Here is a 19662-nt window from a genome sequence, read left to right as displayed (position 1 = left end):
TCCTTTCTATCTAACCTGTGTACTTTCTGCTTGGACTGATCGTTCAGGAATTTTTCCAGCGACAACATCTTCAACATCGCGAAGACATTTTGCACCCATTTCCTGTAAACATTCCATCGTGTAAGCTGAAGTATGTGGCGTCATGACTACATTACTAAAAGCCAGATAAGGATGTTCTTTACGACCTGGTTCTTCTTCTAAAACATCGGTTGCTAACCCTGCGATTTTTCCTGATTTTAAAGCGGTAACAATTGCTTCTTCATCAAGTAACGCGCCGCGAGCGCTATTAGATAGGTAGACATTGTCTTTCATCTGCGCGATTTCTTCAGTAGAGATCATATGATAATTTTCTTCATTGAGGCTGGCGCTAAGACAAATAATGTCTGCTTCTTTTAATAGTTGTGGCAAATCAACTTTCTTAGCTCCGTGACTTTCGATGTTCAAAGCTGATTTATACGGATCGTAGGCTAAGACGTTGCAACGAAATCCGTTGCGCAAAATCTCTACTACACAACTTCCGGTATTCCCCACACCGATGACACCAACTGTTTTGTTGAAAAGTGTCCGACCAACAAAATTTGCTCGATCTTCCCACTTATCATTTTTGACACTTTGATTGGCTTCAACCGTTTTTCTTAAAAGTGCCAACAGATTAGTAACATTATTTTCTGCTACTGCATCTCGTTCAACTAAAGCTGGAATTATCGAAACAAGAGTGTCATGCTTGCGCGCTGCTTCAATATCAATATTGTTGTAGCCAATACCATGTCTTGTAATTAAAATAAGTTCATCTTTATGATCAAAAAATTCCTGAGTAAAAAATGGTGTGACACTCGCAATAATGATATTGTACCCTTGTAACAACTCCGCTAATTCACGTCCGCCGATCTCTCCATCAACCGTAAACGAGCCAACCTCGCCGATTTTTTCAAGCTGCTCCAGTTGGTCATGAAAAATTTTGCCGAAACTACTTGAATTTACAATTGCAATTTTGTATTTTCCCATCCTAAAGCTCCTTTTAGTCTTGCTTAGCTACTGACTGACAACTTCAATCTCACTCAACCAAGTCCTCTCTTCTTTATATAACTCCCCCTTTTTCTTTTAACCAACAGAGACATCATCCAACTTGACCAAATACGACCAGAAATCGTTTTCTGATAGCGCATTCATATCATATATCTTATTATACAAAAAAATATTTTTTTGTAAATAGAAAAAAGAAAAAATATTTTTGTTGATTTTTTTTTTTTTTACTAGTATCTTAAGGTTAACTACTTATCAAATGAAGGAGGAGCGCAAATGGCTAGCCCGATTCACCTGCAAATAAAATCGATGTATACAGACTTTAGCCCAAAAGAACAAGCGATTGCTGACTATATATTGGAAAATCCAAGTAAGGTTAGCCATAGCTCAATCAGTGATCTTGCCGCCGAATTAGGCATCGCTGACTCAACTTTTTTTCAATTTACCAAAACATTGGGATTTAATGGATTTAAAGCTTTCAAGCTAGCATTATTGAAACAAGAAAATGATTTGTCCGCCGTTACGATTCACGAAAATATTCAAAAAAACGATTCAGAATTGGTGATGGCACAAAAAGTTTTTGATTCAAATATAAAAACGCTTACAGATACAAAAAAACTGTTAAATGAGGAAGATTTAAATACAGCAGTCGAGATTATTTCTACCTCCAGACGGCTATATTTCTTTGGTGTCGGCGGTTCAGAGATCGTTGCGACCGATGCCTACCACAAATTTTTACGCTCGCCTATTCCTGTAGGCCACAGCACCGATTATCATATCCAATTGATGGAAGCCTCTTTATTAACAGAAGAAGATTGCGCCATCTTGATCTCCCATTCTGGCAAATCAAAAGAAACGATCCATATCGCAAACGCAGCTAAAAAATCAGGAGCAAAAGTGATCGTAGTGACCAGCCAGGCAAATTCACCGCTGGCAAAATTAGGCGATGTCGTCTTCATCTCGATCTCAGAAGAAATCGAATTTCGTTCCGAAGCCCTTGCTTCACGAATCGCTCAGTTAAGCATCATCGACTCGCTTTATGTGATTTTGATGTTCCATAACCGCGAAAGCGCACAAGAAACAATCGCAAAAGTCCGCGAAGTAATCTTAGGACTAAAAGAAAATAAAGGCGATTGATAAATAAATTAAGCCCATCTAACTAGTAGGATTGACTAGTTAGATGGGCTTTTTAATTGATACAAGTGTGATCTAGGTAATAGATTGCTGAACAAAAAAAAGGCTGAACTAAATATAGTCCAACCTTTCTCCTAGTTTTTCATTGATTTAACATATTTTAACTGAATTTCGCCATTATTTCCGATACATCTTCAACAGGAGCAACTCAACCAAAAGCACTGGTACAAAAGCATTTGTCTGTCTTCTGGTAGCGCAGTGGAAAACTCAGACTGGTAATAAATTGTCATTTTTTGAAAGAATAGCGCCCTCTTGAACATTATCAATCGCATTTACCACTTGTTGATCTGACTTCGCATATAAGTGACCGTAAGTTCCTAAAGTGATTTGAATATTCGCATGGCCCAATCGTTCTTGAATCGAGAGCGGTTGAATGTTCTGCTCAATCAGAAATGCAACATGAGAATGTCGTAGCGCGTGAAGCTTAATCGGTTTGACGCCCGCTTTTTTAGCAGCTTCTTTTAACCAGTTTGCAAAAGAATAAGGTGGCGTAAAGGTTCCGTCCAACTGAGCAACATATTCAAAATTTCCAATACGTTTTTGCAAGTCATACCACTGTCTGAGCTTTAATGAAAGTTTCTTTCCCATCCCAATTGTTCGATAAGCGCATTTAGTTTTTGGAGTCGAAAAGTACCAATCATTTTTTGTATTATAAATTAGTGTCTTCTCAATCGTTATCGTGTTTTTCTCGAAATCTACATTTGACCAAGACAAAGCTTCAAGTTCTCCAATCCGAATGCCAGTATAAAAGAGCATTTCATACACAATCTTCCGATGGTGGGTTTGAATCTTATCGTCCTTCAACTCATTCATCACTTTTAGAAACTCACTGTGTTCCCAAAACTCAACTTTCTTATTCTCAGAGGGAAGCGAAGAAACATCTTCAACGGGATTTTTAGCAATCACCCCCTCTTTAACAGCCCGATCCAATACAATCTTTAAGTGTCCCCGAATCCGATTGATATAAGACTTTGATAACGTTTCGCCATTGACTTTTTTCCGTGAATTACGTGACTCTGTCTGGCTTAGTTCAAATAGCCAATCCTCAATATCGTGACTTGTAATATCTCGAACACGAAAATGATAGAAAAACTGCATTCGCTTTTCGAATATAAATTGCGCATTCTCATATGTTTGACTTTTCACCTGTCTCTCATACCATTTTACAAACCTATCCTTGTAAAACTCTTCGAAAGTCATTTGATTGGTAGAACACAGTTGATTAGGAACTGTCTTGTTAAAATCATGTGTTTCCATGTACTTGTCATAAGCAATTTTGGCATCTTTTTGTGAAGCATAGCCTCGTTTAGTCTTCTGAACCTTTCTTCCATTTTCATCTATACCTAGATATGCTCGAAAGAACCATTTTTTTGTTTTTTTGTCTTGATAAATATTTTTAATTTTTGGCATCGTACCATTCCTCTCTATACTCGAGAAAAGCTACTTTAATTGTACCGCGCTTGTACTGTTTATTCCGCAACTTGAACGTGGAAAAGATGTTCAATCACTCGAGATGGCACCACACCAACTTGGCGATTGTTATAAAAATCTATACCTTCAACCCTTGCAAGATACGTTTTGCTCTCTTTAATCATTCGTGCAGCTTGACTAGGTTTAAAGCCCATCTCTATCAAAATTGCACGATTTACCATGAAATCACATTTTGTTTCCATTCTCTCACCCCCTGATACTTTACTCCTTTTAAATTAATCCTCTTTATAATCAATTGTTTCTCATTCAATGGTTGTGTTATACTCGTCTTGTCGAGGCGGAGTACGTTGCACAACTTGTTGTGTAAGCAGTACTTTGCTTTTTTAGTAGCTTGTTTTCTCATTTGATATACTTTGTAGTTTTCGTTCATAATACTCAACCTCCTCCTGATAATATTCTGGGTCTGCCTTCATATTTTGGAGAAGTTTAATCTGTCTTGGATTCATTTCTCCTTGTTCAATAATCAAAGACAACAAGGAAGAATGAAACGTTTGATCCACTTGTGCTATAAAAGCTAGCGATGGCGAAACACCATGAATTAACCAATTCATACTTTTCTCAAAGCTTTGAGGAATTGTCTCTAAAGAAATAGTGATTGCGCCACGATTGTCAATAAAGGCTGCCCATTTGGCATCGACTTTTGCATCTGGATCATTTGGATCACGGTCATAAAAACAAATTGCTCCATTAAGTAACTCAAAGAACAGTTTGGTTAAATCATGGGATCTTGAAATAATCTTTGCCAAGCTTTGTGCTTTCTCTTTTCGATACCGTAGTTCAAAGCGATTTTTCACTTCTGCCTCTTCAAGTGGTATTCCTCTTCGCTTTCGTTGTTCATAATCCTTCTGATAAAAACAAAAGCGACATTGACTCTTCTTTGAGCCTAAATACAAGGTCTCGCCATTTGATTCATTATTTGTGATATCCGTCCCGCCATGAGATTCACTCACTTGAAACGTGGTCCATACATGGCCTAGTGTTACTTTACGCTTTAGTTCTGGAATGCTGAGACTCCCCACAAAATCATCTAAAGTAAAATCAATCCGTGTAAAGTTTCCCTGATAATCTAATACCTTACGGAAGAACTCTTGCCAGTTTGATTTTGCGGTCTTCAAACGCATGGCAAGATGTTTACAGCCTTGACCTGAAAACTCCATTACGGTTCCTTTTACCGTATCGTCAATGGAATACCGAATCGTGATTACTTGATTCCAAACATATTGCCCAATATAGCCCTTTGGTGCATAATCCAATTCCTCAAAGCGTTCAATAGGCATGCCAATAATCTCTTCAATCAACTTTAAATGTTGATTCGAGAAAAAGTGAATGGTTAGATAATCAATCAAAACACGATTAACTGGAACAACCTCTTCTTGCAAACTATCCAGTATAAGAGTCAATTTTTCTGCACTTAATTGTCTCGTTCCTTTTTCTACTTTCGATAATAACGATCTCGAAATCCCCACTTTTTCTGCTAAATATCGCTGGGTCCACCCCCTTTCTTCTCGAGAAACTCGAATGGCTTCACCGAGATCATGTTGATTAACTTGGTTCATAGACAAACCTCCTTCTGCTATTTACTTGTCAAAGAACCGATAGACTTATTTTAAGTACAAATCAATTGTACGCTTGTATTTATTTTAAGTCAATAGATTTTGACTTTTTTTAAGTACACAAGTATACTGAATTTAAGAACTCATCATGAGGAGGAGTTTTCATGGAGATAGACAAGCAAGCAGTTGGCAATCGAATTCGGCAGATTCGCCAAGAGTTAAAGTTGAGTATGGAGAAATTTGGCAAACTAATTGGTGATTTACCGCGAAGTACAGTCAATAACTGGGAACGTGGGATTAACCTTCCAAAAACCGAAACCCTTCACCAAATTGCAGAAATAGGCCATGTCACCAACGAATATCTTTTGTATGGTGAGCAAGAAAACCAATACATTTTAGAAATGCTTCAAAAGAAGGCAGGTAAGCTTGATCCTAAGATTGAAGGACTGATAGTAGACGAACTGAAACAAGCAGATCTTGTCAGTGAAAAAGAAATGGATCGAATGGTTGAATTTTTTATTACAAACCTCGTTCCACCAACTGAACAAGATCAGTTTACTTTCCAATGTATCGACGAGAAAAAGCGGCTTTACCTTGGTTCAACCAATTTTGGTAAAGAAGCGCAGCTCTATTTACACCATGACAATCAAAATCATATTCTGCACATGATGCCCTTTACCTTCTCCAACTTTAGTGTGGATCGCTTACTCGTCTATTTAGCAAATCAAGAATCCTATTCCTATTTTGGGAAACATTTGCCAAAGAAACTAGTAGAAAAAGCCATTCTTCTATACTCAATCAATCAATCAACCGGCGATGTGCGAATTGCTCCGTTGGTCTATTCAAAAGAAACCGCTTCTTATCAGTACACAGAGGACAATCAATACCTACTAGAACAGCAATATCTCTATCTACCATTCGTGATGGAAGTCGAGAAAGAACGTCTGTTAAACGCAGCGTATCCATCATCAAAATAAAGTGACAAGCTCTATAAGCATGTGACAAAGAAAACACTGCTAGGACACTCCCAAATGGGTAGTTGTCCCAGTTTCCTGTTCTTTGTTAGCCCCCTGTTAGAACCGGGGGCTTTATTCATGCAGTCCGGCTGCGCCTCCCTGCAATAGACAAAACTCCAGATCGGGTAATTCGCTTGTGGCGAAACCCGACCTGGAGTTTGTCTTTACAGTATTATTTTATGCTTCTTTCGAATATCTCCAAGCATTCAGTGATTTATCTATCTTTGATCTCTTTTAAGCCTCTTGCAATAACTCCTTGATTTCCTTTGGTTTTGCAACTCGACCACTAACAACTAATTTATCATCAATAATCAGTCCTGGCGTCTTCATCACACCAGCTTTCACGATTTCAGCCATATCTTCGACTTTTGTAATTGTCGGCGTAATGCCTAACTCCGACACTGCTGTTTCTACATTTTCTTTTAACTTTTGACAGTTTTTACAACCTGGACCTACAATTTTGATTTCCATAATTATCTAATCCCCCTTAACTTTTTATAAAGCTATACTATTGAAAATAAAGCCAATCAATAAAATACCTACAATACAAATTGTGATAAAGATTCCTAACAATTTAGGTTTAACCACTCTACTTAACATGATTAATGACGGCAAAGACAACGTTGTGACAGACATCATGAAAGCCATCAAAGTTCCCACTGGCACCCCTTTTGAGAATAGCGCTTCTGCTATTGGGAGAACACCAAAAATATCTGCATAAATTGGTGCCCCAATTAAGGTCGCAATAATCAGGCCAAACGGATTATTATTACCTAGGATGCTTTGAATAAAACTGGTCGGAATCCAATTATGAATGAGCGCACCAATCCCAACCCCAATTAATACATAAAGCCAGACTTTACTAGCAACCTCCTTCACTTGCCCCCAACCATAAGCCATTCTTTTTTTTATGGTATAGGTTTCAACTTGGCTAAGACCTTCCTCCATCTCGCGAATATAATCTTGAATTTCATTCTCTAGGTGTAATTTATCAATGAGTGTACCTCCAATTACAGCTAGCAGTAATCCTAAAAGAACATAAGCTATCGCAAATTTCCAGCCGAAGAAAGACATTAACAGGATAATTGAGGCAATATCAACCATTGGTGAGGAAATAAGGAAGGAGAAGGTTACTCCTAACGGTAATCCAGCGGTTGTAAACCCAATAAAAATTGGAATGCTAGAACAACTACAAAAAGGCGTGACTGTACCCAAAAGTGCTCCCAGTAAATTCCCCTTCCAACCTTTTAAGCCACCCAACAATACTTTGGTTCTTTCAGGTGGAAAAAAAGTCTGAATAACCCCCATGACAAAAATTAAGATCGTTAATAAGATAAAAATCTTAATTGTATCAAACAGAAAGAACTGAAGACTTGCCCCTATCTTGCTATCGATCGAAAGTCCAAAACGCTCAACTAATTTTCCCATCAAATCATTTAGCCAAACCATTTTTAGTAATTGATCGCTAATCCAAGTCCACATACCTTCCCCTCCCTTTTGAATTAAACATTTAACTGCTTCGATAATTCAATCATTCTCTTTTCGATTTCATCTCTTGTGTCTCGGAAAGCACTTCTAATTTCTGCCTCAGATCCTTTCGCTTTGGCAGGATCTACTAAGTCCCAATGAAGGTGAGTGCTTTCCTTTGGAATCATGGGACACTTATCTGCTGCGTCACCGCAAAGAGTGATAATCATGTCAGACTGATTAAAGTAGTCCAAATCAATCAAGTCAGATGTTTGATTCGAAATATCGATTCCAGATTCTTCCATTACGGCCACTGCTCTAGGATTCAGACCGTGGGTTTCAACTCCAGCACTTCGGATTTCCCAAGAATCATCTAAGTATTTTTTAGCAAAGCCTTCCGCTATTTGACTTCGACAGGAATTGCCCGTACATAAGAAATAGATTTTTTTCATTCATTTTCTCCTTTTGTTGGGAACCAATCTTTCGTTCCATTGATCAATTTGACTAATAACAACATAACAGGTACTTCTGTTAGAACGCCTACTGTTGTCACAAGTACAACTGGTGAATTGACACCGAAAAGCATAATTGCTACGGCAACCGATAACTCGAAAAAGTCAGAAGCACCAATCAAAGCTGCTGGCGCTGCCACATTATGAGGCTGTTTTGTCCATTTACAAGTAAAATAAGCAAAGTTTGCGGTAATAATATTTTGTAAGACTAAAGGAACGGCAATCATGAGAACATGAAACGGATTGTTTAAAATAATATCCCCCTGATAAGTAAAAATGATTACCAATGTCAATAACAAGCCAATGGTTGTAATGGAGTCAAACTTTGGTAAGAAGCGATTGTTAAAGTAATCAATTCCCTTACGTTTTATCATGAAGTATCGCGTTAATGCCCCACCAACTAACGGTACTAGCACAAATAGTAGTACGGAGGCAAAGAGAATATTCCATGGTACAAACACACTATTTACTCCTAAAAGGAAGGAAACAATTGGTACAAATAGGACAATGATTAATAAATCGTTAATTGATACTTGAACCAAGGTATGCGCTGGATCACCTTTTGTAAGGTTTGACCAAACAAAAACCATAGCGGTACATGGCGCTGCCCCTAATAAAACGGCTCCAGCCACATAGTCTTTTGCTAAGTCTGCTGGGATAAAATTGCTAAAAACAACATAAAAGAAGAAAGATGCTAAGCCAAACATCAAGAACGGCTTAATTAGCCAGCTTGTAATGCTAGAGATCATAATCCCCTGATATGTTTTTCGGACATTCAGTATTGATTTAAAATCGATTTTCATCATCATTGGGAAAATCATAACCCAAGTTAAAACGGCAATTGGAATATTTGTATTTAACACTTGATAGCTTTCTAATCGGTCTGCGACACTAGGTAAAAACTTTCCGATTAGCATGCCTGCTGCCATACATAACAATACCCAAACCGTTAGATACTTCTCGAAGAAATTAATTACAGGTTTTTCAGTTACTTCCGTAGATACATTGTTCATTCATAAAACTCCTATCGATTACTAGCTAATTGATTTTTCTTTGATAAGAAGTTCCTTCAAAATTACTAGGAAATCCTCAACAAAATCTTCCTGTAAAGCGTAATGATGCCATTGACTCTTTTTCGTTACTTTGACAATTCCTGCCTTCTCTAAAAGCTTCATGTGGTGTGATAATGTCGGTTGAGTAAAGTCAAAATTCTCCAACACTTCACATGCACAAAGAGAGTCAGCTGTAGAAAGTAAGTCAACAATTTTCAACCTTTTTGGATCAGCTAAGGCTTTCATGATGGTAGCAATCTGTTCATAGTTTTCCATGGAGGGCCTCCTATTGAATTGTATATAGATAATTATCTATATACAATATAGATGAACGTCTATATACGGTCAAGCGTTTCTGTCTTTTTATTTTCAACATCGTCTGGTAAAAATCTCTATCGTAAAGCTCTTCTAGTAAAGTATCTCTGGTAGAAAAACGTGGTAGAAAAAATAAAATAACACAAAAAAAGCGGCTTTTCAGCCGCTTTTGGTAGAAGATTGGAAAACTCAGGTAGAAAAAAGACGATTTTTAGCTTTTTAGAACGTTGATAAATCCCCATTCTCGCTGAGTTTTGCCATTATCTCCTATACATCTTAAATTCTAAATACAAGTCATTGTAAATGCCTAAATATTTTGCACCGAGATTTTTATAGACTTCTAAGTGGCTAATGGTTTCGTCATCTGGATAAAATTGTTTATCGTCAGAAATGCTTTTTGGCAGCATTGCTAAGGCTTTTTTGTTTGGTGTTGAGTACCCGATGTATTCCGCATTTTGTTTGGCGATTGCTGGTTTCAGCATGAAATTAATGAAATCGTAGGCGCCTGCTTGATTTTTAGATGTTTTAGGGATCACGATATTATCGAACCAGAGATTTGATCCTTCTGGCGGAATGACATAATGCAGGTGTTCGTTTTCTGCCATCATGTCGGCTGCTTCACCAGAAAAGGTCACTGCTACCGCACTTTCTTCGTTTGCCATATACATCTTGATTTCATCGGCTACGATGGCTTTGACGTTGGGAGTCAATTCATTCAATTTTTTGGTTGCTTGTGTTAACTGTCCCATTTCTTTGCTATTGATTGAATAACCAAAAGTTGTCAGTGATAACCCCATCACTTCTCGGGCACCGTCGATCAGCATGATATTGTTTTTTAATTCTGGACGCCAAAGATCTTCCCAATGTTTGATTTTTTCCCCATCAACAAATTTATCATTATAAACGATACCTAATGTTCCCCAAAAATAGGGGATCGAATAGCGATTTTCGCGATCAAAATCTAAATCTAAAAAACGGGGATCAATATTTTCCAATCCCTGGATCTTCGTGTGATCTAAAGGCAGCAATAAGTTTTCTTTTCTCATCTTTTGGATCATGTATTCACTAGGAATAGCAATGTCGTAAGCTGTTCCGCCTTGTTTGATCTTTGCCTCCATCGCTTCGTTGGAATCGAAAGTTTCATAATTAACTTTGTATCCATATTCTTTTTCAAATTGTTTGATTAATTCAGGATCGATGTAATCGCCCCAATTATAAATGTTCAATACTTTAGAACTGGCGTTAGACGCATGATTCAAACGAACGACTAAAAAGGTCAGTAAAAGAATGATGGCGACAACCCCAATGAAAAGTGACTGTAATTTTCTCATTTCAGTACTGCCACCTCCTCAAATTCCTGTTTCCGTTTCCGTGCTTTTTTCGAAGTGTCGCGGCTAATAAAGTAATAACCTACTACTAAGATTAAAGAGAAAATAAAGACGAGTGTTGATAACGCATTGATTTCCAGACTGATCCCTTGGCGTGCTCGTGAGTAAATCTCCACTGAAAGCGTCGTAAAGCCGTTACCCGTCACAAAGAATGTTACTGCGAAATCATCTAATGAATACGTGAACGCCATAAAATAACCGGCGATGATCCCCGGTGTCAGAAACGGCAGAATGATATTACTCAACACTTGAAAATTATTTGCGCCTAAATCGCGTGCCGCATCAATCATTGAGTCGTTCATTTCTTTTAGTTTTGGCAAAACCATCAAGACGACGATTGGGATACTAAAGGCGATATGCGAAAGCAAAACACTGACAAACCCAAGTTGGAAGTTTTTTAAAACACTGCCTAACATGGTAAATAAAATCAAAAAGCTGGCACCGATAATCACGTCTGGCGAGACCATCAAAATATTATTCAAACCTAGCAGAATATTTCGTGAGTTGCGTTTGCGCGTATAATAGATCCCCATCGCGCCAAATGTTCCAATGATCGTTGCCAAAAGGGCAGATAAAAAGGCTAAAACAAATGTCTGAACAACGATCGTGATCAAGCGCCGGTCAGAAAAAAGATTTTGATAATGTTCCCAAGTAAAACCGGTAAAAGAGCTCATATTCCCTGCTTGATTAAATGAGTAGAAAATCAAATAAAAAATCGGGATATACAGCAAAATAAAAACAAAGATCAAATAGATCGTTGACCAAGAGAATTTTTTCCGTTTCATTTCACCCGACCTCCTTTACGTTTTTCACCCGTTAACATCATCACGATGAACATCGCCACGATCAAAATGACTCCAATCGTCGAACCCATCCCCCAATTTTGAGTGACTAAGAAATGTTCTTCGATCGCTGTCCCTAAAGTGATCACTCGATTACCACCGATCAAACGGGTCAACATGAAGAGTGAAAGTGACGGGATAAAGACAGCCTGCACACCGCTTTTGACACCGTTCAATGAAAGAGGAAAAATCACCCGGCGAAATGTATCAAAATTATTTGCACCCAGATCACGACTCGCACTGATCAGGGACGGATTGATTTCTTCTAATGCATTAAAGATCGGCATGATCATAAATGGCAGTTCGATATACGCTGCCACAAACATAAAACTAAAATCTGTGAATAATAGCTGCTTTTGTCCGATGCCAATAAAACTTAGAAAATCATTGACTGAGCCATTGGCACTGAAAATACCGATAAATGCGTAAGCCTTCAATAATAAATTGATCCAAGTCGGCAAAACAACGAGTAATAGTAACAGTTGCCGATGTTTTAATTTTGATAAAAAATACGCCGTTGGATAACTGATCAAAAGGGTCATCAAGGTGATCAGAAAGGCAAACAACACAGAATTGACGGTCATCATCAAATACGTTTTTGACGTTAAATACGTTTGATAATTACTTAACGTAACATTTCCATGCATATCAAAAAATGATTGATAGACGATCAAGATCACCGGCGCAATGACAAAGAACAAAAGCCAAAAGAAATAAGGAACTGAATAAAATCGCCGCATACTTTTCATTGTGCTTTCCTCCTAATCTTCATAGCTTTCTAAACGTGCTTCAAAGTCTTCTTCGCTTTCATTGAAACGCATCACATGGATGTCTTCAGGTTCAAAAGATAAGCCAACCTTGCTACCTTTTTTGGCTTTTTTGGTTGAATGGACCATCCACTCATTGCCGTCAGCATCAATACAGTTCATTTCATAATGCACTCCACGGAATAATTGAGTGTCCACAGTTACGACTAATTTGCCGTTTTCAGGTGTTGTTAAAGTTAAATCTTCCGGACGCAAAACAACTTCAACTGGTTCATTCGGACGCATCCCGCCATCGACACATTCAAAATTTTTCCCGACAAATTTAACTAAATTATCTTCCACCATTTCGCCGGCCACAATGTTGCTTTCGCCAACAAAATCTGCCACAAAGTGATTGATCGGTTCATCATAAATATCAACAGGAGTCCCACTTTGAACAATTTTTCCTTTGTTCATTACAAAGATCTCATCACTCATCGCTAGCGCCTCTTCTTGATCATGGGTCACAAAAATAAATGTGATGCCTAAGCGTTTTTGTAACGCACGCAATTCGTATTGCATATCTGTTCGCAATTTCAGATCTAAAGCCGATAACGGTTCATCCAGCAATAAAATCTTCGGTTCATTGACGATTGCCCGAGCAATTGCTACACGCTGCCGCTGCCCACCTGACATTTCAGTGATCTCACGATTTTCATAACCTGGCAGCTGAACAAGTTTCAAAGCTTCCAAAACTTTTTTTTCGATCTCTTGTTTCGATAATTTTTTGATTTTCAGCCCAAAAGCAACATTATCAAACACATTCATGTGCGGAAATAGCGCATAATCTTGAAAGACCGTGTTTACTTGACGTTTGTTGGCTGGGATGTCATTCATTCGTTTGCCTTCAAAAAAAATCTCGCCCGCGCTCACATCAGTAAAACCGGCGATGATCCTTAAAATCGTTGTTTTCCCACAGCCGGAAGGTCCTAATAATGTATAAAACCGGCCCTCTTCAATATCAAAATTGATTTTTTTCAATACGGGATCGTCATCATCGTACTGTTTGCTGATATCTTTAAATGAAATAATTGTGTTTGCCATGACTTCACGTCCTTTTTTTATAAGTAAGATTCTGTAGCGACGATCAAGACTTTGCTGATTCCTGCCGCTTGATTTTGCAACCGATGCGGTTTGCTGGCTTCATAATAAATACTCTCGCCTTTTTTTGCTTCATGTAACGTTTCGCCAAACTGCAAGGCGATCTTTCCTTCTAATACATAGATAAATGTTTCTGAAAGCGACGGAGTAAATTGTTTGTATTGACCTTTTTTTTCCAGCGTCAATAAAATAGGTTCCATTTCCTTTTCATTTGATTCCGGAATCAGCCACTTGATATGATAACCATGCTCGTCATCGCTATAAAATGTTGTGTCCGCCTCTTTGTAGACGATTTTTTGATCACCTGTTTTTTGTTTGAAAAACTCAGCCGGTGTCACACCTAAAACTTCTAAAATATCAAAAAAAGACTCCATTGAAGGGGAACTTAGATCACGTTCCAATTGAGAGATATATCCTTTAGATAAATCAGTCCGTTCTCCCAATTCTTCTTGCGTCAAATTTTTTTGGATTCGTAAATTACGCAGCTTCTCGCCAATCTCCATGGTCTTCACCTCAAATCAATTAATTTGCCAGCAGGAAATCTACTCACTGCTCTTTGCGTCATTCAACTCTGACTTCCGAAAAAACGATAAATCTAAGAATCAGATTTCGTTTTGTTTGCTAATAGTAAACTTATTGTTTAATATGACACTACTAAAGTATACGAATATTTTTCTGAAAATCAAGTTTTTTAAATAGTTTCATAGAAAACTTTTATCAGAAATCAAAGAGAAAAGAAGTTTGCTTTTTCCTTCATTTCCGCTAAGATAATAGTAACCGATTCTGCTGATTTTACTTTTGTCAGTTTACATCGTCTGATCATTGCGTTAAATTTATAGTTGCTTCGTGCAGACTCTATTTTATTCAAAAAAACAAACATTATCGGCTTAGTGACGGATGAATCGCTAATTTTTCCAATCAAAGCTGACTATTATAAAAAAACAGGAGGAAAAAACATGACTGAGTATCGCCGTTTACGCGTAATAAAAGATGAGACCGTTCACACAATCATCGAAACCTTCACCCAACCTGAGATCGATGCAGGCGACGTTTTAATTGCTGTGAGTTATTCTGGAATCAATTACAAGGATGCCTTAGCTACAAAAGCTAATACCGGTGTGTTAAGAGATTATCCAATGACCCCTGGTGTCGATTTAGCTGGAAAAATCATCGCTTCAAAGGATGACGCTTTTCAAGTTGGTGATTTGGTCTTAGTAACAGGCTATGGGTTAGGAGTCAAACAAGATGGCGGTCTAAGCGAGCTGCAAGTCGTTCCCGCTGTTTGGTGCGTGAAATTACCGCAGGCATTATCAGAAAAACAAGCGATGACTTTCGGTACTGCCGGTTTTACAGCAGCACTAGCTGTTGATGCGTTGCAGCAGCACGGTCTAACTGCCGACAGCAGCGTGCTGATCACTGGAGCAACTGGCGGTGTTGGCGGATTTGCGCTGCATTTTCTAAAACAGATCGGCTGCAAAGAAATTACCGCATTAAGTCGGAAAGAAGATCAGCAAGACTATTTAACCCAATTAGGAGCAACAGCAGTCCTCTCGCCTGCAGAATTATTTCCAGAAAAAAATCGGCCTTTAAACAAACAGCTTTTTGATTTCGTAGTCGATACTGTCGGTGGCGAAATACTTGCTCAAGTCATTCCATTTGTTAATTACGGCGGTAGTTTGGCACTTTGCGGAAATGCCGGCGGGATCAAATTGACTACAACCGTCTTGCCTTTTATTTTACGCGGAGTCAATTTATTAGGTATCGACTCAGTTGAAGCCTCGCCAACCCAACGCGAAAAACTTTGGCAGAAAATGGCCGGTGAATGGTCCGTGCCAGCAACTCTGCAAGTTCAAGAAATTGATTTAACACAAGTCACAGAAACTGCCGATACTTTGTTAGCGGGAAAACATGTAGGACGTACGATCGTTGCTTTAGGAGGAAAAAAATAAGTGAGAATCCTAATTACTTCAGGTGGGACTTCAGAAAAAATCGATGATGTCCGCGCTATTACTAATCATTCCAGCGGGAAACTAGGCAAAGCAATCGCAGAAAGCTTTGCTAAAGAAGACGCAGTCATCGATTTGATCACTACGCGGCTTGCGGTTAAACCCGAAGGAAATATCCGCTATCATTACATTGAATCTACGGCTGATTTAGAAAAAACGTTGAGAACGTTGATGGCTGCTAATTCTTACGATGCAGTGATCCATAGTATGGCTGTCAGTGATTTTACTCCAGAAAGTTCTGTGACACTTGAAGACCTTGAGACAGCAGTTGCCACTCAACCAGCAGATTTGCCAAAAACTCTAGCGGAAATCGCCAATCAGCGGACAGAGAAAAAAATCTCTTCTGATACAGATCATTTGGTGATCGTTCTAAAGAAAAATCCAAAAATTATTTCTTTGATCAAAAAATTACAGCCGCAAACGATCTTAGTCGGATTCAAACTTTTAGTTGACGTGCCGATGATCGAATTATTAAATGTAGCAAAAGCCAGTCTTGAAAAAAATCAAGCGGATTTTATTTTGGCGAACGACTTAGCGGAGATCGATGGTGAAAAACATCATGGGTATTTGATCAACCGCCAGCATAAAGTCAAAGAAGCTCAGACTAAAACGGAGATTGCTGAGTTGATTAAAAAAGAAGTCATGAAATTGGAGGAATCACGATGAAAACTATTTTATTAGGTGTCAGTGGCAGTATCTCTGCTTATAAAGCAGCGGATATCACCAATGAATTGACTAAAATGGGCTACAAGTTAGACGTGGTGATGACTAAAAGCAGTACAGAATTTATCACACCATTGACGATCCAATCACTATCACATCGCCGGGTCCATCTTGATGTAATGGCAGAACCAGATCCTGCCTTGATCAATCATATTACTTTAGCAAAAAATGCGGATTTATTTCTAGTGGCTCCTGCTTCTGCTAATACTGTCGGAAAATTAGCAAACGGGATCGCGGATGATTTATTATCTACAGTAGCATTGGCATTGTTGCCAGACACACCTAAAATTATTGCACCAGCAATGAATACCTATATGTATCAAAACCCGATTGTCCAACGAAATCTTAAAACGTTGAAAGAAGTCGGCTATCAAGAGATCGTACCAAGAGAAGCGCTGCTAGCTTGCGGCGACTATGGTCGCGGAGCTTTGGCCAATGTTTCGGATATTGTACATGTAGTAAATTCAAAATTAAAGGAGTAACAAATTGAAACAGAACAATGTAAGAAGTTTTACTTTAACCGCGATGTTTTTAGCGATTATGATCATCTTAGCGGTCACTCCGCTTGGCTTTATTCCGATTGGTCCGATCAATGCGACGACTATGCATATTCCCGTAATTATCGCGTCGATTGTCTTGGGTCCGCGAATCGGTGCTGGACTAGGAGCAGTCTTTGGTGTGATCAGTTTAGCTCGAGCAACGATTTTTATCACACCGATGTCGTTTATCTTTTCTCCTTTTATCGCCAATCCATTGACGAATCAAGGGGACTGGCGGGCGTTAATAGTCGCGATTCTTCCTCGGATATTGATTGGTGTGGTCCCGTATTTTGTTTATCAAGGGCTGCATCATTTGATGAAACAAAAAGCACGGCCGGTCAGTTTGTTCATCGCTGGCTTGGCTGGCTCAATGACCAATACGATTTTAGTAATGAACTTAATCTTCTTTTTCTTTAAAGACAGTTATGCCAATGTTTTGGAAGTTGCTGCCGAGGCTGTTTACGGTGTCATCTTAGGAATCATTTTTGGCAGCGGTTTGGTTGAGGCAATCGTAGCCGGCATCGCGACTATGGGTGTGTGTGCTGTTTTATTGCGCTTAATGAAAAAATAAAAAATGCTTGATAGAAGTCAGTGATTTCTATCAAGCATTTTTTTATTTTGGTTCTTCGCCAAGAATCCGAACTTCTGTTTCTAAAGCTACGTCAAATTTTTCTTTGATTACCTGTTTGATATGAGCAATCAACTCAATATAATCCGTTGCTGTGGCATGATCAATATTTACAATGAAACCCGCATGTTTTTCAGAAATCTGCGCGCCGCCCCAGATCAATCCTTGTAAGCCTGCATCTTGGATCAATTTCCCAGTGAAATGTCCAACTGGGCGCTTGAAAACACTGCCGCAGGACGGATATTCTAACGGCTGTTTCAACTCGCGCAACTCTGTAAGTTCAGTCATTCTTTTTTTGATCTGCTCTGGATTACCAGTAGTCAGATTAAAACGCGCGCTCAACACGATTGCCGGTTGATCTTGGATCGCTGAATGACGGTAAGAAAAGTTCATCTGAGCTTTGTCCCACGTTTCAAACGTTCCATCTGCTAATAAAACGTCAACGGATTCAAAAACATCTTCTAATTGGCCATCGTAGGCTCCTGCATTCATAAAGACTGCGCCACCGATACTGCCAGGAATACCGCAAGCAAATTCAAAGCCAGTCAACGAATGTTCCAAAGCGACATAAGTTGTATCCGTCAGTTTTGCTCCGGCCTGGGCGGTAATTGTATGACCTTCTACTTGAATTGCTGTCATGTCTGATAACATGATCACTACACCGCGAATCCCACCGTCTTTGACGATCAGATTGCTGGCGTTACCTAAAACGATCCATGGTAGATCGTTTACACGACAATAGTCGACTAAGGCTTTGACTTCTTCATTGTCTTTTGGAAATGCGAGAGCATCCACCGGTCCGCCGGTCTTCGTAAACGTATAATTCATTAAAGGTTCATCCAAAAGGATTTTCAAATTGGGTAATGCGTTGATCAATGCTGTTGTTTTCACTTTGATAAGCCTCTCTCGTTCATTACGGGTAAATTTTTCAAACGTCCTTGCCATTTTAGCACGCGAATAAAAAACTTGCCACCCTATAATTGATGACGAATATGTTGTTGCAGCATCTGCTCGCACAATTCATGACTCAATAAAACATCGTCCTGTCTCAAATCGACTTCTTTTCCCTTTAATGCAGCCATAAAATGAATCACTAATTGTTCAAAGCCGCGTTTTTCCAAAGTTGTCGTCCAATCGCCGAAACGCTGTACCTCCTCTTTTTGCCCACGTTTGATAGTCAGATCCGTCAATTGATCCAAGATCATCGTCTGTTTAGGCGAGCTGACTTGATACCGTTCCATTTTGCCGCCGCTCATCAGATCCATTGACAGCAAACATTCGCTAGTTGCCGTCGAAAGCTGCATCTGAGCATAAACCATCTGCCCATTTTCCTCGCGGACCTTTGAATGAACGCCCATAATCTCATCATCTAACAAGTAGACAGCCGTATCAATTAAATGAATGAACAGATCATAGATCCCATATTGAGCAGACATCGCATGATCCGGCTCATTTTTCTCTAAGTGAATGACACGTTTTTGTGTCAGCTGTTTCAACTGATCAACCATCGGTGCAAAACGCCGATTGAAGCCCACCATGAATAAAAGATTTTTTTCTTTAGCTAACTTTTGCAGCAGACGCACTTCTTGGAAATCTTCACTGACAGGTTTATCAATAAAAACAGCGACACCTGCTTCTAAACATTTTTTAGCGAGTTCGAAGTGGACTCTAGTCGCTGCGTGGATAAAACATGCTTCGATTTTTTGGGTCAATAACTGGTCGATCGTTTCGACGACCTTTTCAAAATGGTGTTCTTCTACCAGCGCTTTTCGGACAGCGCTGTTGCGTGTTGCAAAAATAAAGTCTGCTTCTTTGCGTATTTTTGTGTAAGTAGGCAGATAGGCTTTTTGAGCGATGCCGCCAATCCCGATAACTCCGATTTTCATCGTAACACTCCTTTTAGATATTTATTTTGTTTTGCACTTTTTAAGCTTGTTCGATTTAAGAAAAGGCAAAGAGCGTGTTCGCGGTCTTCAAACGATTCCAGCTATTGAAAGCCGGACTCT

At 38.9% G+C, this 19662-nt stretch carries 22 protein-coding genes; 6 read left to right on the top strand and 16 right to left on the bottom strand.

Going from position 1 to position 19662, the window contains the following annotated elements:
• Positions 1-6: 6 nt before the first annotated feature.
• Positions 7-1005 carry a D-isomer specific 2-hydroxyacid dehydrogenase family protein gene (locus FFM63_RS04280; RefSeq protein ID WP_137609089.1) on the bottom strand — a complete coding sequence of 333 codons (999 nt, stop codon included), beginning with the start codon at positions 1003-1005 and terminating at the stop codon, positions 7-9.
• 294 nt (positions 1006-1299) lie between these two features.
• On the opposite strand from FFM63_RS04280, the gene FFM63_RS04275 reads away from it, so the two are divergent.
• Entirely contained in the window at positions 1300-2160 is an 861-nt protein-coding gene (locus FFM63_RS04275; protein ID WP_137609088.1) for a MurR/RpiR family transcriptional regulator, read from the top strand.
• Positions 2161-2424: 264 nt separating this feature from the next.
• On the opposite strand, the gene FFM63_RS04270 is transcribed toward FFM63_RS04275, so the two are convergent.
• The 3 genes from FFM63_RS04270 to FFM63_RS04260 form a co-directional block, all read right to left on the bottom strand.
• Positions 2425-3627 carry a site-specific integrase gene (locus FFM63_RS04270; RefSeq protein WP_048720929.1) on the bottom strand — a complete coding sequence of 401 codons (1203 nt, stop codon included), beginning with the start codon at positions 3625-3627 and terminating at the stop codon, positions 2425-2427.
• Between the two features lie 59 nt (positions 3628-3686).
• Complete coding sequence (locus FFM63_RS04265) at positions 3687-3890, bottom strand: DUF3173 domain-containing protein (protein ID WP_048720931.1); 204 nt, start codon at positions 3888-3890, stop codon at positions 3687-3689.
• A 141-nt stretch (positions 3891-4031) separates the two neighbouring features.
• Complete coding sequence (locus tag FFM63_RS04260) at positions 4032-5264, bottom strand: replication initiation factor domain-containing protein (RefSeq protein ID WP_048720935.1); 1233 nt, start codon at positions 5262-5264, stop codon at positions 4032-4034.
• Positions 5265-5425: 161 nt separating this feature from the next.
• Here FFM63_RS04260 and FFM63_RS04255 point away from each other — a divergent pair, with 161 nt between their 5' ends.
• Positions 5426-6238 carry a helix-turn-helix domain-containing protein gene (locus FFM63_RS04255; RefSeq protein ID WP_048720937.1) on the top strand — a complete coding sequence of 271 codons (813 nt, stop codon included), beginning with the start codon at positions 5426-5428 and terminating at the stop codon, positions 6236-6238.
• A gap of 273 nt (positions 6239-6511) precedes the next feature.
• Here the strand turns inward: FFM63_RS04255 and FFM63_RS04250 are convergent, their stop codons facing one another.
• From FFM63_RS04250 to FFM63_RS04205, 10 genes are all read right to left on the bottom strand, one after another.
• A complete protein-coding gene (locus FFM63_RS04250; protein ID WP_048720939.1) occupies positions 6512-6748 on the bottom strand; it encodes a thioredoxin family protein in 237 nt (78 codons plus the stop codon).
• Positions 6749-6772: 24 nt separating this feature from the next.
• Positions 6773-7759, bottom strand: a complete 987-nt coding sequence (locus tag FFM63_RS04245; protein ID WP_048720941.1) for a permease — start codon at positions 7757-7759, stop codon at positions 6773-6775.
• Between the two features lie 20 nt (positions 7760-7779).
• Positions 7780-8196 (bottom strand): arsenate reductase (thioredoxin), encoded by a 417-nt coding sequence (arsC, locus tag FFM63_RS04240; RefSeq protein WP_048720943.1) that lies wholly within the window; start codon positions 8194-8196, stop codon positions 7780-7782.
• The gene (gene arsB / locus FFM63_RS04235; RefSeq protein ID WP_137609087.1) at positions 8193-9269 is read right to left on the bottom strand and encodes an ACR3 family arsenite efflux transporter; all 1077 of its coding nucleotides are present in this window, start codon (positions 9267-9269) and stop codon (positions 8193-8195) included. Before arsB ends, arsC begins: the two co-directional genes overlap by 4 nt.
• Before the next feature lie 21 nt (positions 9270-9290).
• Entirely contained in the window at positions 9291-9584 is a 294-nt protein-coding gene (locus FFM63_RS04230) for an ArsR/SmtB family transcription factor (RefSeq protein ID WP_048720947.1), read from the bottom strand.
• A gap of 299 nt (positions 9585-9883) precedes the next feature.
• Positions 9884-10954, bottom strand: a complete 1071-nt coding sequence (locus tag FFM63_RS04225) for an ABC transporter substrate-binding protein (RefSeq protein ID WP_137609086.1) — start codon at positions 10952-10954, stop codon at positions 9884-9886.
• Positions 10951-11796, bottom strand: coding sequence for an ABC transporter permease (locus FFM63_RS04220; protein WP_137609085.1), 846 nt, complete (start codon positions 11794-11796; stop codon positions 10951-10953). The genes FFM63_RS04225 and FFM63_RS04220 overlap by 4 nt, the downstream gene beginning before the upstream one ends.
• A complete protein-coding gene (locus FFM63_RS04215; protein WP_137609084.1) occupies positions 11793-12602 on the bottom strand; it encodes an ABC transporter permease in 810 nt (269 codons plus the stop codon). The genes FFM63_RS04220 and FFM63_RS04215 overlap by 4 nt, the downstream gene beginning before the upstream one ends.
• A gap of 12 nt (positions 12603-12614) precedes the next feature.
• Positions 12615-13703, bottom strand: coding sequence for an ABC transporter ATP-binding protein (locus tag FFM63_RS04210; protein ID WP_137609083.1), 1089 nt, complete (start codon positions 13701-13703; stop codon positions 12615-12617).
• A gap of 17 nt (positions 13704-13720) precedes the next feature.
• Complete coding sequence (locus tag FFM63_RS04205; RefSeq protein ID WP_137609082.1) at positions 13721-14263, bottom strand: helix-turn-helix domain-containing protein; 543 nt, start codon at positions 14261-14263, stop codon at positions 13721-13723.
• 453 nt (positions 14264-14716) lie between these two features.
• Here FFM63_RS04205 and FFM63_RS04200 point away from each other — a divergent pair, with 453 nt between their 5' ends.
• From FFM63_RS04200 to FFM63_RS04185, 4 genes are read left to right on the top strand one after another with little or no spacing between them, the layout of a single operon-like run.
• Positions 14717-15709, top strand: a complete 993-nt coding sequence (locus tag FFM63_RS04200; protein ID WP_137609081.1) for a YhdH/YhfP family quinone oxidoreductase — start codon at positions 14717-14719, stop codon at positions 15707-15709.
• Positions 15710-16432 (top strand): phosphopantothenate--cysteine ligase, encoded by a 723-nt coding sequence (locus tag FFM63_RS04195; protein WP_137609080.1) that lies wholly within the window; start codon positions 15710-15712, stop codon positions 16430-16432.
• A complete protein-coding gene (gene coaC / locus FFM63_RS04190; RefSeq protein WP_137609079.1) occupies positions 16429-16971 on the top strand; it encodes a phosphopantothenoylcysteine decarboxylase in 543 nt (180 codons plus the stop codon). The genes FFM63_RS04195 and coaC overlap by 4 nt, the downstream gene beginning before the upstream one ends.
• Positions 16972-17014: 43 nt before the next feature.
• Positions 17015-17599, top strand: a complete 585-nt coding sequence (locus tag FFM63_RS04185) for an ECF transporter S component (RefSeq protein WP_246033285.1) — start codon at positions 17015-17017, stop codon at positions 17597-17599.
• A gap of 42 nt (positions 17600-17641) precedes the next feature.
• Here FFM63_RS04185 and murB read toward each other — a convergent pair whose 3' ends face one another.
• Both murB and FFM63_RS04175 read right to left on the bottom strand, forming a co-directional pair.
• The gene (gene murB, locus FFM63_RS04180) at positions 17642-18547 is read right to left on the bottom strand and encodes a UDP-N-acetylmuramate dehydrogenase (protein ID WP_137609077.1); all 906 of its coding nucleotides are present in this window, start codon (positions 18545-18547) and stop codon (positions 17642-17644) included.
• 83 nt (positions 18548-18630) lie between these two features.
• Entirely contained in the window at positions 18631-19542 is a 912-nt protein-coding gene (locus FFM63_RS04175; protein WP_137609076.1) for a Gfo/Idh/MocA family protein, read from the bottom strand.
• Between the last annotated feature and the right edge of the window lie 120 nt (positions 19543-19662).

The organism is Enterococcus pingfangensis, assembly GCF_005405205.1.
GTDB lineage: Bacteria > Bacillota > Bacilli > Lactobacillales > Enterococcaceae > Enterococcus_A > Enterococcus_A pingfangensis.
Note: the sequence above shows the minus strand (reverse complement) of the source record. Positions and strands in the feature narration are given on the sequence as shown.

Coding starts and splice junctions, on each gene's coding strand:
- FFM63_RS04280 (WP_137609089.1), bottom strand. CDS start 1,005: ATGGGAAAATACAAAATTGCAATTGTAAATTCAAGTAGTTTCGGCAAA.
- FFM63_RS04275 (WP_137609088.1), top strand. CDS start 1,300: ATGGCTAGCCCGATTCACCTGCAAATAAAATCGATGTATACAGACTTT.
- FFM63_RS04270 (WP_048720929.1), bottom strand. CDS start 3,627: ATGCCAAAAATTAAAAATATTTATCAAGACAAAAAAACAAAAAAATGG.
- FFM63_RS04265 (WP_048720931.1), bottom strand. CDS start 3,890: ATGGAAACAAAATGTGATTTCATGGTAAATCGTGCAATTTTGATAGAG.
- FFM63_RS04260 (WP_048720935.1), bottom strand. CDS start 5,264: ATGAACCAAGTTAATCAACATGATCTCGGTGAAGCCATTCGAGTTTCT.
- FFM63_RS04255 (WP_048720937.1), top strand. CDS start 5,426: ATGGAGATAGACAAGCAAGCAGTTGGCAATCGAATTCGGCAGATTCGC.
- FFM63_RS04250 (WP_048720939.1), bottom strand. CDS start 6,748: ATGGAAATCAAAATTGTAGGTCCAGGTTGTAAAAACTGTCAAAAGTTA.
- FFM63_RS04245 (WP_048720941.1), bottom strand. CDS start 7,759: ATGTGGACTTGGATTAGCGATCAATTACTAAAAATGGTTTGGCTAAAT.
- arsC (WP_048720943.1), bottom strand. CDS start 8,196: ATGAAAAAAATCTATTTCTTATGTACGGGCAATTCCTGTCGAAGTCAA.
- arsB (WP_137609087.1), bottom strand. CDS start 9,269: ATGAACAATGTATCTACGGAAGTAACTGAAAAACCTGTAATTAATTTC.
- FFM63_RS04230 (WP_048720947.1), bottom strand. CDS start 9,584: ATGGAAAACTATGAACAGATTGCTACCATCATGAAAGCCTTAGCTGAT.
- FFM63_RS04225 (WP_137609086.1), bottom strand. CDS start 10,954: ATGAGAAAATTACAGTCACTTTTCATTGGGGTTGTCGCCATCATTCTT.
- FFM63_RS04220 (WP_137609085.1), bottom strand. CDS start 11,796: ATGAAACGGAAAAAATTCTCTTGGTCAACGATCTATTTGATCTTTGTT.
- FFM63_RS04215 (WP_137609084.1), bottom strand. CDS start 12,602: ATGAAAAGTATGCGGCGATTTTATTCAGTTCCTTATTTCTTTTGGCTT.
- FFM63_RS04210 (WP_137609083.1), bottom strand. CDS start 13,703: ATGGCAAACACAATTATTTCATTTAAAGATATCAGCAAACAGTACGAT.
- FFM63_RS04205 (WP_137609082.1), bottom strand. CDS start 14,263: ATGGAGATTGGCGAGAAGCTGCGTAATTTACGAATCCAAAAAAATTTG.
- FFM63_RS04200 (WP_137609081.1), top strand. CDS start 14,717: ATGACTGAGTATCGCCGTTTACGCGTAATAAAAGATGAGACCGTTCAC.
- coaC (WP_137609079.1), top strand. CDS start 16,429: ATGAAAACTATTTTATTAGGTGTCAGTGGCAGTATCTCTGCTTATAAA.
- FFM63_RS04185 (WP_246033285.1), top strand. CDS start 17,015: ATGTTTTTAGCGATTATGATCATCTTAGCGGTCACTCCGCTTGGCTTT.
- FFM63_RS04175 (WP_137609076.1), bottom strand. CDS start 19,542: ATGAAAATCGGAGTTATCGGGATTGGCGGCATCGCTCAAAAAGCCTAT.